Below are 14,179 nucleotides of genomic sequence, written 5' to 3'. Positions count from 1 at the left end.
GAGAGGTGAGAGGCGCGTCATGATGACCGCCATGACCTCCATGACCGATGGAATAGCCTGGCTCGCCGCCCCCGGTCGATCGCCTTCGGGGGCTACAGCGTGCTGCTGGCCCGGGGGCTGGACTCCGCCCCGCCAGGACGCGCACCGCATCGCCCTCGCCGTCCTCGAAGGGCACTTCGCCCTCACACTGCCCCGCACACGGATCCTGGAAGCCCCGCTCCCCACCGTCGTCCTGGAGACCGCCTGATCTGCAGGACTCACGCGGCGCGGGGCACGGAGCCGCGCGGTGTCATGCGTCCGTGTCCTTCATGAAGTCCAGCATCCGGTCGTTGATCAGGTCGGGGTGGTCGATCTGCGGGCCGTGGCCGGTCGCGGCGATGATTTCGGCTCGGGCTCCGGGGATCAGGCGCGGTACCCGTTCCAGTTGCCGTTTCGGGTGCACCAGGAGGCTGCGCTTGCCCATGATCAGGTGGAACGGGGTGCGGATGGTGGCCAGTTGGTCGTCGGACAGGGGCAGGGGCGCGGGGCGGCGGATACGGAAGGCCCTTACGCCCGAGCGGATCATCGCGCGCAACTCCGGGACGATCAGGACCGGTTGTTCCAGCCAGGCCGCCAGACGGGGGCGCAGCGCCTTGGGCGCGGAGGTGGCGAAGAGGCTGGCGAAGATCCAGACGAAGAAGCGCAGGCCGACCTTCTCCAGGCCGCCCGGGTCGAGGGCGGTGACCGAGGCGAGTCGTCCGGGGCGCAGGTGTGCCTGGTTGATGACGAGCCAGCCCCCGTAGGAGGAGCCGACGAGGTGGATCCGGTCCAGGCCCAGCGCGTCCAGGGCCTCGTCCATCCACTGGGCGGCGCGCTCGGGCTGCCACATGGGTTCCCGGTGCACGCTGCGGCCGGGGTCGCCGGGGGTGTCCAGGGCGTAGACGGGGCGCTCGGCGGCGAGCGCTCGGGTGTTGGGGTACCACTGCGCGGAACAGCCGCCGGAGCCGTGGATCAGGACGACCGGGGTGCGGGACTCGGCGGCCGGGTCGGTGGAGCCGTAGCGGTAGACGTGGGTCGTGCCGAAGGCGGTCTCGACGTCCGTCTCGGAACGGGCCGGGGCGCCGAGCGCGTAAACGGCATCGCAGGCGGCGAAGTACCGGTCGCGCAGGGTGTCGTTGGCGTATCGGCCGATGTCACGGCGTACGCGGGTCGTGTTTTCGGGCACGGCGGCACCTCCGGTGAGGATCTCGTTCTTCGCGTTTCGCACTTCGTGCTTCGTTCTCGCCCTTCGTAATACGACCGTATCACTACGTTGGTACAGCGGTACCATGAAGGCGTCCGGGCAGCCGGACCACGCAGGCGCGACCGACGGGTGGAGACACGAGAGCATGCCGAAACGCGTGGACCACGAGGAACGGCGGGGGCAGATCGCCGAGGCGCTCGTCCGGGTAGCCGGGCGGCGCGGACTGCACGCGGTCGGCATGCGGGACGTGGCGGCCGAGGCCGGTGTGTCGCTGCGGCTCGTGCAGTACTACTTCGGGACCAAGGAGAAGCTGCTGCTCTACGGGCTCCAGCACCTGACCGACCGGTTCACCGCACGGGTGGGCGCCCGCCTGCAGGCCGGCGGTACGGCTCCGGGCCCGCGCGCGACCGCCGAGGCGCTGCTGCTGACCTCTCTCCCGACCGACGAGGAGGGCCGGACCTTCCACCTCCTCTACAGCTCGTACGCGATCCTGTCCGTGACCGACGAGGCCTTGGCCGCCCAGCCGTTCATCGCGAACCCGGACGCCGCCGAGGACGCCCTGACCGGCCTGTTGCGACAGGCGCAGGAGGCCGGTCTCGCCGATCCCGGGGTGGACGCCCGCACGGAGGCCATCGGCCTGCTCGCCATGGCGGCCGGCATGGGCACCAGCATCCTGGTGGGCCAGCGGCCGGCGGAATCGGCCGCCGAGGTACTGCGCCACCACCTGGACCGCATCTTCACCCCGCCGACGCCGGCGTGACCGCCCGTCGGGCACCCGCCGGTTCGGACCCGGACGGCGGACGGGACGCGGGCTGTTCCAGGTGGTCGCGGTGGTGCCGGTTCACCCGGCGGAGGGCGGCCAGGGCCGCTGCCCCGGGCCCGTCGGGTGGGTGCCGGTGACGCTCATGACCACCGAATAGAGGCTGGTCTCGGCGGTGATGAAGAGACGGTTGCGCTTGGCGCCGCCCCAGGAGATGTTGGCCACCGCCTCGGGGATGTCCAGCCGCCCGATCAGGGTGCCGTCCGGGTCGTAGCAGTGCACTCCGTCGTTCAGCGCGGCGGCCCAGAGCCGGCCGTCGTCGTCGAAGCGGAGGTTGTCGAAGCGGGCCGCCGGGCGGGCCTTGGCCACGGCGAAGATCTCGCCGTCCGACAGCGTGCCGTCGTCGCGCACGTCGAAGACCCGGATGAGGCCCGCCCTGGTGTCGGAGACGAACAGCCGCTGCTCGTCGGCCGAGAAGACCAGGCCGTTCGGGGCACCGAAACAGTCGGCGACCAGGCGCACTTCACCGGTGGACGGGTCGATGCGGTAGACGTTGTTGGAGCCGATCTCGCTCTCGGCGCGATGGCCCTCGTAGTCGCTGGTGATGCCGAAGTCCGGGTCGGAGAACCAGATCGAGCCGTCGGACTTCACCGTCGCGTCGTTCGGGCTGTTGAGGCGTCTGCCCTGCCAGTGGGAGGCCAGCACGGTGATCGTGCCGTCGTGTTCGGTACGGGTAACCCGGCGGTTGCCCTGCTCGCAGGTGACGAGCCGGCCCTCGCGGTCGAGGGTGTTGCCGTTCGTATGCCCCGCCGAGCGGCGGAAGACACCGACGGCGCCGGTCTCCTCGTCCCAGCGCAGCATCCGGTCGTTGGGGATGTCGCTCCAGACCAGCTGCCGCCAGGCGGGTACGTAGAGCGGCCCCTCGGCCCAACGGCAGCCGGTGTACAGGACCTCAAGACCCGCATCGCCGTTCATGCACCGCCCGGTGCGGAACCGGTCGTCGAGGGCCTCGTACAGCAAGGGGCGTTCGCTGGTCATGGTGTCCATCCCTCCCAGAAGGTGCCGAATAATCTACGGCATCCAGCACCGACCGCAAGATGACATATGGTTCGAGCGAATGTCTGCCGAACACGGATTGGAGAGTCGTGGATCACATCGACCGCGTCCTGCTGGCGCAGCTCCAGCAGGACGCCACCCGGTCCTACGCCGCGCTGAGCAAGTCCGTCGGGCTCTCGGCCGGGGCCACTCATGAACGCGTCCGGAAACTGCGGGAACGCGGCGTGATCCGGCGCACCGCGGTCGAGGTCGATCCGGCGGCGGTGGGGCACGGCGTACTCGCGTACGTGACGGTCGACTCCACGTCCTGGATGGGCGATTCGGCGGAGCACTTCGCCGCGCTCCCCGAGATCGTCGAGGCCCATGTCATCGCCGGCAGCGCATCGGTGCTGGTGAAGGTCAGGACCGCGACCACCGAGCAGTTGCAGGACGTGCTGCGCCGGATACACGCGATCGAAGGAGTCAACGGGACGCGGGCCACGGTGGTCCTGGAGACCCTCTTCGAGCGGCCGGTCTCCCCTTACACCAATGGTGGCGTCGATGGTCAGGAGTGAGTCTTCGGTTCGTTGAGTGCGGGGATCACGAAGCAGGCCGCGACGGCCAGCACTCCGGCCAGCATGAAGCCACGCGCGTACCCGGCCGAGGCGATGAGCCCGCCCAGCAGCGGCGGTGTGAGCGACGCGGCGAGGTTCTGGCCGGTGTTCTGGACGCCCATGGCCCGTCCCGACCAGGCGCTTCCGGCGAGTTCGGCGGTGGCGGTGAAGGCCAGGCCGTTGGTGCTCGCGGTGATGCCACAGGCGACGATCACGGCGAGATCCGTCAGCGGCGAGGGCCGGAGCGCGCCCAGCGCGGTGGCGCCCATGACGACGGCGATGCACACCGACAGCTGCCGCATCGGCCGCACCCGGCTGCCGACCCGGTCGGACCAGCGCCCCGCCACCACCCGCGAGAGGGCTCCCAAAACCTGGGACAGCACCAGGAGTTGACCCGCATGCACGGCGCTCCATCCTCGTACGTCGATCAGGAACACCATCGCGAAGGCGTTCGTCGCGAACTGCGGTACGCACAGCAGCGCACTGGAGGCGTGGATGCGCCACAGGCCGGAGTGGCGGTAGGGACTGGCGGCCGGTTCCCCTCCCGCCGGCCGCGCGGCGCGGGGCGGGTCCGTGGTCAGCGAGCCGACGAGCACGGCGACGACACCGCACAGCGCCGCGCAGAACAGGACGGTCCCCTCGACTCCGTCGTGCGCGGCGAGCGTGGGGACCACCAGGGCGGCGATGCCCATGCCGAGCGGGGTCGACGTCTGCCGTATCCCCATGGCGAGACCGCGCTCCCGGGCGGAGAACCAGCCGACGACGAGCCGGCCGCTGGCCGCGGAGACGGATGCGCTCGCCGCCCCGGCCAGTGCCAGGAACACTCCCAGGGGGACCAGGCCGTTCACCGTGGCTCCCAGGGACAGGAGTACGGCGGTCATGGCCAGGCCGGAGGTGATGACGACCCGTTCGCCGAACCGGTCGGCCAGGGCTCCCCAGGCTATGAGCGTCAGCAGGAGGCCGAAGGTGGGGCAGGCGACCAGCAGTCCGACTTCACCGAGGGTCAGACCGTTGTCCCGCCTCAGCGTCTCCGAGGTGTACGGAAGTCCGTAGAGGAAGGTGCAGGCGACGGTCTGCGCCGCGGTCCCGAGAGCGAGCATCATCCAACGGCGCACGGCAGCCTCCCCGGCAGATGTGTGTGCAGGGTGCAACCATGACATCGCATCCACCATTCAAGACAGCTCGTCTCGCATTGTGACCGAATCCGAGTGGATCCCGGCCTGGCGCCTGCACCGGCGGAGATCTTCGCGAGAGCAACACACCTGCTACGCACAACCTCCCGTGGGAGCCGTTACGTTGTTGCCCGCTCGGTCAGGAGTGCGAACTCGAACAGGTCGCCGGAGTGCCTGGTGGCGCGGTCGGTACAGAAGGATCGCGGATGGACTACTGCTCCTCGTGCCGCCGGACCCTCAACGGGGCCCTGGTGTGCCCCGGCTGCGGCGCGTACGCACCGGACATCGCCCCCTCCGGCCATCACCGCCACAGCGCGGCCCCGGCAACCATCGCTTCGGCGGGGGCGGGCCGGCCCGCGCAGGAGTTCCCGGAGCAGGCTGCCCATCCGGACTCGGCGCACTGTTTCGACTTCGGCTTCGCCGACGACACCCCTGACGCCCCCGACGCCCCGGCCGCGTCCACCACTTCCTCCACATCCGCCATGCCCACCACTCAGGGCCGCGCCGCCCGGCGTCGCCAACTGGCGCGCTGGAAGAAGCACCGGCGCCGTGCCGTGCTCGCGTCGACCGTCGCGCTCGTCGGGGGCGGCCTCACCCTCGCCGTACTGCCGTCCTCCCGGCCGTCCACCGGCCACGACGCACAGGCGGCCGCCACGGCACCCGAGCCGAGGGCCACCGCCCCGGACCGGGCCGACGCCCCCGGTACCGGTACCGACAACGCCACCGAAACCGACTCGTCGTCCACCCGGCCGAGTACCCGCGCCCCGCAGAGCTCCGGTACCGACACCCACCCGGCCACCACGAGCGGCTCGTCGCGGAGGATCACCGTCGCGGTGTCCACCGCCCGCACGAAGCGCACGCGGCTGCCCGTCGTCGCGGCCCGCCCCGCCTCGGCGACGACCCCGAAGCCACGCACCACGCCCGCGACGGCCGAAACGCCCGCCACCAGCGCCCCGGCCCCGGGCACGACCACCCCTCCGGCCGCCCCCGCGGCGGACACGCCGTCCCGGAATCCCGCCCCCGCGGCAACACCGCCGGACCAGCTCTGCCTGCTCGTCATCTGCATCGGCTGACCGCATCTGCATCAGCGCTGTCAGTGGGCGCTGTTAGCTTCCTGCCTGCGTCACCGAGGAGATCGAAGCCGCCCCCCTCCGTCCGGCTTGACCGGCACTGTCATTCGGTGACGCGTGTGCAGCCCCGTTCCGGCTCACCGGGACGGGCAACGCTCCCGCAGGAGGAAGAACCTTGATGAAGAGCAGCACGACCGGACGCAGGGCGGCCCGCGCGGCGGCCGTCCTCACGGCGGCGATGGCCATGGCAGTGGCGGCGGCTCCGCTGTCCGGCACCGCACAGGCCCACGAAGCGGTCTCGGGTTCGCTCGCGTTCAGCGGCGAGGCGGGTGAGTTCGTCTCGGACGGCCGGTCCCAGGAGTTCACGGCCGGCTCGGTCGAGATGTTCGACGTATCGGGGCCCACCGCCCAGAGCGCCGTGGGCGTCACGATCGTCACTCCCGAGGGCAAGCGCTGGTCCCTCCACCTCCAGGCCCCCGAGGGCCAGAAGCTGACCGAGGGCGCCACCTACACCGGGGCCTCCCGCTGGCCCGACGCCCAGCCACAGGACCCGCGGCTGGAGTTCGGGGCCGACGACCGGTGGTGCACCACCAGCACCGGTTCGTTCACCGTCTCCCACATCTCCTACGGCCCCTACGGCTACGTCCGTGAACTCGACGCCACCTTCGAGCAGTACTGCAACGGCTCCGCGCTGCCCCTGCGCGGCGAGGTGCACGCCCGCACCGCCGAGCCTCCGGCCGCGCTGGCCATCGGGCTCGGCCTGAACCCCGAGGGCAAGGTCGACACCAAGACCGGACAGGTCGCCGTCGGCGGTACCGCCACCTGCAACAAGCCGGCCCGCATATCGCTCTCGGGCCTGGTCGCCCAGACCCAGAAGACCGGCGAGGCGGTCGGCAGGTTCGAGGGCGGGGTGGTCGACTGCACTCCCGGCGCCCCGGTCCCGTGGAACGTCACCATTCCCACCACCGCGATGGAGCCCGGGTCGGTCTTCCGCCCCGGCACCACGCTGTTCCGCGGCTTCGGCTCGGCGGACGACCGGGACTACCCGGTGACCGTGAACGCCGTTGACAACACCGCCCAGATCACCCTGGTCAAGGCCTGACCCGTTGACACATGACGCGTCGCATCGCGGGTGGGCCCGCCCGCGATGCGGCGCGTCCCGCCTCCCCTGTCCCAGCACCACGAGCGCCAGGACCTCTGTCGGGACGCCGACAGGACATCGGCCCCGACCGGAGCCCTCCAGGGGTTCGACGCGCACAACCGCATCCCCATCACCCTCGCCATGGACCCCGCCTTCCCCGTGACCACGCGCGCCACCGCCTCGCTGCCGCCGCGAAGCTCACGCGGTGGCGGTCCGCGCGTGGGCGGGCCGTACGGGCCCTGAAGGACGTGTTGGGGGACGGGGCCGCGCCCGCCGCCGCACTCGTCGACGCGGCCCGGCGGCTGATCTCCGTGCCGGAGACGGCCGAGGCCCATCTGGGGTTGCTGCGGCCGGCGGTGGGGCCGGAACCGGACGCCGGGGAGCGTGCCCGCATCCTGTTGCTGCTTCCGGCGGATCTGCGCCGGTTCGCCGAACCCGGCGCGGGGCCGGGGGGCAGATCGACCGGCCCCGTAGCAAGGCGCCACGGCGCCTGCTTGTGAACATTCCGCAGCGGTAGTGCAACTGGCGTGTCGGTCTTGACAATTGCCCGCCTGACCGATGTTAAGATCATCTTACTTCCAGTGGGCTGATGGCGTATGGGGGCATTCCGGGAGGGATGGACTCCTCGGCCCCACATCCGGAGGGGCCTCCCCTGGGTGGCGCAAGCCTGGGCTCGACCGGCCCGGCGCCTGCGGCACATGAGGGAGCGTCAAGCCGTATCCATAGCCATGGCACTTGAAGTGAGTCTCATGACATTTGCACAGGGCCCTCTTCTGTGGGCACTGGTTGTCGTCGCGCTGATCGCCGTAGGTGCCGTTCTGCGGGCTCGCAAGACCAATATCGGGCTTCGCAGACAGAACGCCGAACTACACCAGCAACGCGACATGTTGCAGCGTCAGCGTGACGAACTCCATGTCGCGCACACAGGTCTGACGCATCAGCACTCCACCGAGCTGGCCGACGTCCGCAGGGACGCCGAGGAGGAGACCAAGGCGGTCCTCAAGGCCGCCGTGCGTACCCTCCAGGGGCTCGCGGACGAGCAGCAGGTGGTCATCGAGAACGCCCAGCAGAAGTACGGCGACGACCCCGGCATGCTGGCCGACCTGATGGCCATCGACCACGCCAACAGCCAGTTCGGCCGCCGGGCGCAGGGCATCGCGGTGCTGTGCGGCGGCTGGCTCGGGCGCCGGGAGACCGTCGCCTCCGTCTTCGACGTGGCCCGCAGCGCCCAGGGCCGTATCCGGCAGTTCGACCGGGTGCGGATCAACGGGCAGGTGAACTTCTCGGTCGTCAGCAAGGCCGTGGAGCCCGTCGCGGTCGTCCTGGCCGAGCTGCTGGCCAACGCAACCAACTACTCCGCCCCCGGCACCCCGGTGGAGATCAACATCCAGGCCGTTCCGACGGGCGTCTGCCTCATCGTCGACGACGCCGGCCTCGGCATGGGCCAGGAGGAGAAGGACCGCGCGGCGGCCCTCCTCGCGCCGCAGGCCGCGATCAGCGTCTCCAGCCTGGGCATTCCCCCGCAGTTCGGGTTCGCCGTCTCCGGTGTGCTCGCCGCCCGTTACGGGTTCAGGGTCTCGGTGGACTCCGTATCGCCCTATGGAGGTGTACGCGCGGTGGTCCTTCTGCCCGACGAGCTGCTCACCGGCGATGTGCCCTCGCCGCCCCCGGTCGCCGCCCACCACGAAGCGGAAGTGGCGGCACTCCCCCGGCGTCGGGCGCCCGCACCGTCCCCGACACCGCTGTTCCCTCCGGTCGCGCAGCCGATCGCCGCTCCGCAGCCCAGCGGACCCGTCTCCACCACCGCCGGTGGCCTGCCCAAGCGTCGTCGCAAGAGCCCGGTTTCGGTGGTGCCGTCCACCGAGCCGGAGCCGGTGCGCAGCAACGAGGAGACCGCTTCCCGACTGGGCGCGTTCCAGCGCGGAACACGGTCCGGGCGTGACATGACGACGATGGAAGGACCCGAGTTCCAGTGAACCCCGATCTGTCCTGGGTGCTCAACGATGTGCTCCAGGTACCCGGCGCGCGGCACGCGATCCTCGTCTCCGCCGACGGTCTGCTGCTGGCCAGCTCCAGCGAGATCGGCCGGGACGACGCCGAGACCGTGGCAGCCGCGATGAGTTCCATGCAGTCGCTGAGCCGGGCCGTCGCCCCCTTCATCGGGGCCCAGGCCCCGGGCCGCTGGCGGCAGACGCTGCTGGAGTACGACCACGGCTGGATCTTCCTGATCGCGGCGGGCACCGGCGCCTACCTGGCGGCGGCCGCCGCGGCCGATGTCGACATGGAGGCCATGTCCTTCCGCATGCAGCAGCAGGTCTCCGCGCTGGGGAAGGCGATGACCACACCTCCCCGCCAGGACGTGGGAATGGACGCATGACGACGCCGGGCGAGGAGCAGGCGGTCAACAGCGGGTTCGTCCGGTCCTACGTCATCACCGGCGGGCGCGGCCTGCCCGACGCGGAGGGCCTCTCCCTCGTCACCCTGGTCACCATCGCACCGGACCGGCAGCCGCCCCCGAACCCGAGTCCGGAGGTCCGGGCCATCTGGGAGCTGTGCTCCGGCGGCTATCTGTCGGTGGCCGAGGTGGCGGGCCACCTCGGCCAGCCGGTCGGGGTGGCGAGGCTGCTGCTGAACGATTTAGCGGAACAGGGTCATCTGGTGCGCCGCAAGGCGCCACCGCCGGCTCAGCTCGTTGACAGGAAGATCCTCGAAGAGGTGTTGCATGGACTCCACGTCCGGTTCGGCTGACAGCATCTATGTGCCGGACGCAGTGCGGCGTGCGGCGAAGATTCTCGTCGTCGGGCACTTCGCCGTGGGCAAGACGACGCTCATCGGCACCCTCTCCGAGATCACTCCGCTGCGCACCGAGGAGCGGATGACGCAGGCCGGCGCGCACATCGACGATCTGCGGGGCGCGCCCGACAAGGTGACCACGACGGTCGCGCTGGACTTCGGCCGTCTGACGCTCAGCGACGAACTGGTGCTGTACCTGTTCGGCACGCCGGGCCAGCAGCGCTTTGTCGAGCTGTGGGAGGACATGGCCCGCGGCTCGCTCGGCGCGCTGCTCCTGGTCGACCCGGCCCGTCTCGCCGACACCTTCCCGGTGATCGACCTGGTCGAGACGTACGGGCTGGAGTACGCGGTCGCGGTCAACAGCTTCGATCCGTACTCCCGGCATGCCGAGGAGGAGTTGCGCGAGGCGCTCGATCTGCTGCCGGACACCCCGGTGGTGTACTGCGACGCCCGGGACGAGAAGTCGTCCGCGCAGGCCCTGATCACCCTGGTCCAGCACCTTCTGGCACACGTGGCCTGAGAGGCTGTCACCCGACCGCCGTGCGTACGACCGCCGTACGTACGGGCCGGGTCGGGCCATCGCTTCCGGGCCCCGTTCACCTTCCGCCGTCCGGGCCCTCGGGTCCGCGTTCACACCTAGGAATCACACATGGACTCGTCGCCGGGATCCACCCCGTACAGCGCACCCACCGGGTGCCCGATGCGCGGTGGGCGCCAGACGTCGCTCTACGGGCCGGAGTTCGCCGCCGACCCGCAGCGCGTGTACGACGAATTCCGGGCGCACGGGCTCGCCGCTCCGATCGAGCTGGCCCCCGGCGTGGAGGCCACCCTGATCGTGCAGCACGAGGCCGCGCTCCGGGTGCTGCAGAACCCGTCCTACTTCGCCCGGGACTCGCGGCGGTGGGCGGCACTGCGGGAGGGCCGGGTACCGCTGGACAGCCCGGTGCTGCCGATGATGGCGTACCGGCCCAACTGCCTGTTCACGGACGGCACCGAACACCTCCGGCTGCGCAAGGCGGTCACCGAGAGCCTCGGCCGGCTCAGCACCACCCGGCTCAGCCGGGACGTGGAGCGGATCGCCGACTACCTCATCGACCAGTTCATCGAGCGCGGCAGCGCGGACCTGCTCGGCGACTACGCCAAGCTGCTGCCGCTGCTGCTGTTCAACCAGCTCTTCGGCTGCCCCGGCGACATCGGCGACCGGCTGACCCGCAGCATGTCCGCGATCTTCGACGGCGAGGACGTGCTCCGGGCCAACGCCGAGCTGACCGAGTGCCTGATGGAGCTCGTCGCGCTCAAGCGGCGCCAGCCCGGCGAGGACATCACCTCCTGGCTCATCCAGCACCCGGCGGGGCTGCGGGACGAGGAGCTCAAGGACCAGCTCGTCATGCTGATGGGTGCGGGCGTCGAGCCGGAGCGCAACCTCATCGCCAACGCGCTGCTCCTCATGCTGTCCAACGACACCGGGGTCTCGCACCGGCGGGGTACCGGGATGCTGGTCGAGGACGCCCTCGACGACGTGCTGTGGAACAACCCGCCGATAGCCAACTACGCGACGCACTACCCGGTCCAGGACATCGACCTGGGCGGGGTGACGCTGAAGGCGGACACCCCGGTACTGATCAGTTTCGCCGCCGCGAACAGCGACCCCGCGCTCACCGACGCCCGCCAGACCCTGAGCAAGGGCGCCCATCTGGCCTGGGGCGCGGGCCCGCACGTCTGCCCGGCGAAGTCCCCCGCGCAGCTCATCGCCCTCACCGCGATCGAGAAGATCCTCAACTCGGTGCCCGACCTCGCTCTCGCCGTTTCGCCCTCCGCGGTCGAATGGCGGCCGGGGCCCTTCCACCGTGCCCTGGTGTCACTCCCCGTGCACTTCACCGCCGCCCCGGCCCGCCGGACCACCACGGCATCGGTGGCGCAGTCGCCCGTTCCGTCCCGGAATGCCTTCCCGGACGAGGCGCCGGCCGCGCACCACGACCACACCCACGCGGAGCCGCAGAAGAAGACCAAGGGCTGGTGGAGCTCCTTCCTGGACGTCTTCAGGGTGTGACGCACCGGACATGATCAAGGTGCGCCGGACGACTTGTACGCATAACCCGGCCTATCGCACACGCAACTGGAGTGACACAGGAGGAAGTTGGGGCACGAGGGGCCGATGACAAGGGGCTGAAGCAGGGTTTCTCTGTGATACGGGCAACAAAGATCCACGCATGGCTGGCATATGCGGAGGGGTAGGTTCTGCCGGTAACCATGAGCCCAGGTCAAGGAACTCTGCGTGAGCGCTATATGTGGCACAGACAGGCCCCCCGTAGACCGCCGTGCCCTCATCTCCCTCCTGAGACGTCTCAAATCGCCCGAGGGGCAGGCTGATCCCTACCCCTTGCTGGCCGATCTGAGGAACATGGGCGACGTCGTACGCGCCCCCTGGGACGCGTACTTCGTCACGGGTTTCGACGCGTGCAGCGAGGTGCTGCGCGGGCGCAACTGGCTGGCGCCCGACTTCGCCTGGCAGGAACGCCAGGCGGACACCGAGCGCTGGGAGGCCGTCGCCACGCAGGAGATGACCAAGACGCTCTCCCGGCTCAACGCACCCGAGCACACCTGCCAGCGCCGCAGCCTCGGCAACCTCTTCGACCGGTCGACCATCGAGCGGCTGACCCCGCAGGTCGAGGAGCACGTCACCCGGCTCCTGGACGAACTGGCCGACAAGCTGCGCTGGGGAGAGGCCGACCTCGTCAGCACGGTCAGCGAGCAGCTCCCGATCAGCACCATCGGCGCCTGGCTGGGGATACCGCCCGAGGACTACGCCCACATCCTGCAGATCACCCACAACCAGGTGCACGCCCAGGAGCTGCTGCCCACCAAGAGCCAGCTCGCCGTCTCCGCCGAGGCGACCCTCCACCTGCGCAGCTACTTCACCGAGCTCGTGAAGCAGCGCCGGGCCAGCCCCGGCAACGATGTCCTCACCGACTGGATCCACACCTGGGACGCGCGGGAGCCCGACCGCGACACGGCGGACGAGATCCTCTACCGGCTCACCATGTTCGTCACCATCGCCTCGCTGGAGACGACCGCCACGCTGCTGTCGGCCATGGTGGATCTGCTCCTGCGGGAACCCGGCCGGTGGGCGTGGCTCGCGGAGAACCCCGGGTACATCGACGCAGCCGTCGACGAGGTCCTGCGGTACGACCCGCCGATCCACATCAACACCCGGATCGCGGCCGAGGACACCGTGCTGGCGGGCGTTCCGATCGCCAAGGACAGCATGGTCCACGTGATGTACGGCGCCGCCAACCACGACCCCCGGCGCAACGACGACCCGGACGCCTTCGACGTGCAGCGCACCGGCGGAACGCACCTGACCTTCGGCGGCGGTGTGCACTACTGCCTCGGCGCGGCCCTCGCCCGCCTGGAGGCACGCACCCTCCTGACGCAGCTGCTGAAACGCTTCCCCACCCTGCGCTCCGTCTCGCCGGCCGGTTACGCCTCCCGGCTGGTCTTCCGGCGGATCACCTCGCTGGGCGTGGCGACATGAAGCTCTCGCTCCCGCAGTACCTGACCCCGTTCCGGCGGCCGAGCACGGTACGCGCCGAGCGCGAGGGCGCCGTCCTGCGCGTGGAGCTGGACACCCCGGAGAACGGCAACGCGGTCACCGAGGCGATGCTGGACGATCTGCTGACGGTCCTGGCCGTGCCGGACCCCGACGTCCGGGTGCTGGTGCTCAGCGGGGCCGGTGACGACTTCTGCCTGGGCGGCGACCGGACCGAGTTCGCCGACTGGCTCGACGAGGACCCCACCGGGCGGGGAATCCGGATCGCCGGCGACAAGGCCCGCCGGGTCTGCGAGGCGATCTCCACCAGTCAGGCCGTCACCATCGCCCGGATCCAGGGCAAGGCGATCGGCGCGGGCCTCGCGCTGGCCCTCGCCTGCGATCTGCGCGTGGGCGCCGACACCGCCGGTTTCCGGCTGCCGGAGCTGGCGCTCGGGCTGCCCACCGCCTGGGGCGGCGTACTGCCACGGCTCATCCACGAGGTCGGCGCCGCCCGCGCCCGCGAACTCATCCTCACCGGACGCGCCTTCGACGCCATCGAGGCGCACGAGCTGTCGGTCCTCCAGCGCATCGTGCCCGAGCGCGAACTCGACGCGGCCGTCACCGCCTGGGCCAAGCCCATCGTGCGCCGCCCCGAGGCCGCCCTGCGCGTCACGAAGGCCCTGCTCAACTCGTACGCCGCCCCGACCCGGCTGGCCGACCCGTCCGTACTTGACGCGGAACTCATGGCCACCGTCGCGGCGGCGACCCGGCGGCGGTAGGAGGACGGACAATACTGGGAGCGACGACGGCGGCAGGAGTTCGGACGGCGCGACGGGGACG

Annotated in this window: 17 protein-coding genes; 14 read left to right on the top strand and 3 right to left on the bottom strand. The window is 70.7% G+C overall.

Features of this window, described 5'->3' with window-relative positions; genetic code table 11:
• The first annotated feature begins 40 nt into the window (after window positions 1-40).
• A complete protein-coding gene (locus OG842_RS20860; protein WP_266731582.1) occupies window positions 41-247 on the top strand; it encodes a hypothetical protein in 207 nt (68 codons plus the stop codon).
• Window positions 248-289: 42 nt separating this feature from the next.
• Here the strand turns inward: OG842_RS20860 and OG842_RS20855 are convergent, their stop codons facing one another.
• A complete protein-coding gene (locus tag OG842_RS20855; RefSeq protein WP_266731580.1) occupies window positions 290-1,204 on the bottom strand; it encodes an alpha/beta fold hydrolase in 915 nt (304 codons plus the stop codon).
• Between the two features lie 163 nt (window positions 1,205-1,367).
• Between OG842_RS20855 and OG842_RS20850 the strand changes: the two genes are divergently transcribed.
• On the top strand, window positions 1,368-1,982 hold the full coding sequence (locus OG842_RS20850; RefSeq protein WP_266731579.1) for a TetR/AcrR family transcriptional regulator: 615 nt from the start codon (window positions 1,368-1,370) through the stop codon (window positions 1,980-1,982).
• Between the two features lie 81 nt (window positions 1,983-2,063).
• Here the strand turns inward: OG842_RS20850 and OG842_RS20845 are convergent, their stop codons facing one another.
• Window positions 2,064-3,020 carry an SMP-30/gluconolactonase/LRE family protein gene (locus tag OG842_RS20845; RefSeq protein WP_266731577.1) on the bottom strand — a complete coding sequence of 319 codons (957 nt, stop codon included), beginning with the start codon at window positions 3,018-3,020 and terminating at the stop codon, window positions 2,064-2,066.
• Between the two features lie 107 nt (window positions 3,021-3,127).
• On the opposite strand from OG842_RS20845, the gene OG842_RS20840 reads away from it, so the two are divergent.
• Window positions 3,128-3,592: an Lrp/AsnC family transcriptional regulator gene (locus OG842_RS20840; RefSeq protein WP_266731575.1), complete on the top strand. Its 465-nt coding sequence runs from the start codon at window positions 3,128-3,130 to the stop codon at window positions 3,590-3,592.
• Here the strand turns inward: OG842_RS20840 and OG842_RS20835 are convergent.
• Window positions 3,583-4,746, bottom strand: a complete 1,164-nt coding sequence (locus tag OG842_RS20835; protein WP_266731573.1) for an MFS transporter — start codon at window positions 4,744-4,746, stop codon at window positions 3,583-3,585. The genes OG842_RS20840 and OG842_RS20835 overlap by 10 nt on opposite strands.
• 263 nt (window positions 4,747-5,009) lie before the next feature.
• On the opposite strand from OG842_RS20835, the gene OG842_RS20830 reads away from it, so the two are divergent.
• The 11 genes from OG842_RS20830 to OG842_RS20780 all read left to right on the top strand — a co-directional run bounded on the left by OG842_RS20830 (window position 5,010) and on the right by OG842_RS20780 (window position 14,118).
• On the top strand, window positions 5,010-5,876 hold the full coding sequence (locus OG842_RS20830) for an SCO2400 family protein (protein WP_266731572.1): 867 nt from the start codon (window positions 5,010-5,012) through the stop codon (window positions 5,874-5,876).
• A gap of 175 nt (window positions 5,877-6,051) precedes the next feature.
• The gene (locus OG842_RS20825; RefSeq protein WP_266731571.1) at window positions 6,052-6,975 is read left to right on the top strand and encodes a hypothetical protein; all 924 of its coding nucleotides are present in this window, start codon (window positions 6,052-6,054) and stop codon (window positions 6,973-6,975) included.
• A gap of 45 nt (window positions 6,976-7,020) precedes the next feature.
• A complete protein-coding gene (locus OG842_RS20820) occupies window positions 7,021-7,257 on the top strand; it encodes a hypothetical protein (RefSeq protein ID WP_266731570.1) in 237 nt (78 codons plus the stop codon).
• A gap of 5 nt (window positions 7,258-7,262) precedes the next feature.
• A complete protein-coding gene (locus OG842_RS20815; protein WP_266731568.1) occupies window positions 7,263-7,514 on the top strand; it encodes a hypothetical protein in 252 nt (83 codons plus the stop codon).
• Between the two features lie 249 nt (window positions 7,515-7,763).
• Window positions 7,764-8,990: an ATP-binding protein gene (locus OG842_RS20810; RefSeq protein WP_266731566.1), complete on the top strand. Its 1,227-nt coding sequence runs from the start codon at window positions 7,764-7,766 to the stop codon at window positions 8,988-8,990.
• A complete protein-coding gene (locus OG842_RS20805) occupies window positions 8,987-9,391 on the top strand; it encodes a roadblock/LC7 domain-containing protein (protein WP_266731564.1) in 405 nt (134 codons plus the stop codon). The genes OG842_RS20810 and OG842_RS20805 overlap by 4 nt, the downstream gene beginning before the upstream one ends.
• Window positions 9,388-9,762 (top strand): DUF742 domain-containing protein, encoded by a 375-nt coding sequence (locus OG842_RS20800; protein WP_266731562.1) that lies wholly within the window; start codon window positions 9,388-9,390, stop codon window positions 9,760-9,762. The genes OG842_RS20805 and OG842_RS20800 overlap by 4 nt, the downstream gene beginning before the upstream one ends.
• Window positions 9,737-10,327: a GTP-binding protein gene (locus OG842_RS20795; RefSeq protein WP_072487819.1), complete on the top strand. Its 591-nt coding sequence runs from the start codon at window positions 9,737-9,739 to the stop codon at window positions 10,325-10,327. Before OG842_RS20800 ends, OG842_RS20795 begins: the two co-directional genes overlap by 26 nt.
• 129 nt (window positions 10,328-10,456) lie before the next feature.
• Window positions 10,457-11,857: a cytochrome P450 gene (locus OG842_RS20790; protein WP_266731560.1), complete on the top strand. Its 1,401-nt coding sequence runs from the start codon at window positions 10,457-10,459 to the stop codon at window positions 11,855-11,857.
• Between the two features lie 351 nt (window positions 11,858-12,208).
• Window positions 12,209-13,342 (top strand): cytochrome P450, encoded by a 1,134-nt coding sequence (locus tag OG842_RS20785; RefSeq protein ID WP_266731558.1) that lies wholly within the window; start codon window positions 12,209-12,211, stop codon window positions 13,340-13,342.
• Window positions 13,339-14,118, top strand: a complete 780-nt coding sequence (locus OG842_RS20780) for an enoyl-CoA hydratase/isomerase family protein (protein ID WP_266731557.1) — start codon at window positions 13,339-13,341, stop codon at window positions 14,116-14,118. Before OG842_RS20785 ends, OG842_RS20780 begins: the two co-directional genes overlap by 4 nt.
• Window positions 14,119-14,179 lie beyond the last annotated feature (61 nt).

The organism is Streptomyces sp. NBC_00376, assembly GCF_036077095.1.
Classification (GTDB): domain Bacteria; phylum Actinomycetota; class Actinomycetes; order Streptomycetales; family Streptomycetaceae; genus Streptomyces.
This window is presented reverse-complemented; position numbering and strand designations above follow the sequence as displayed.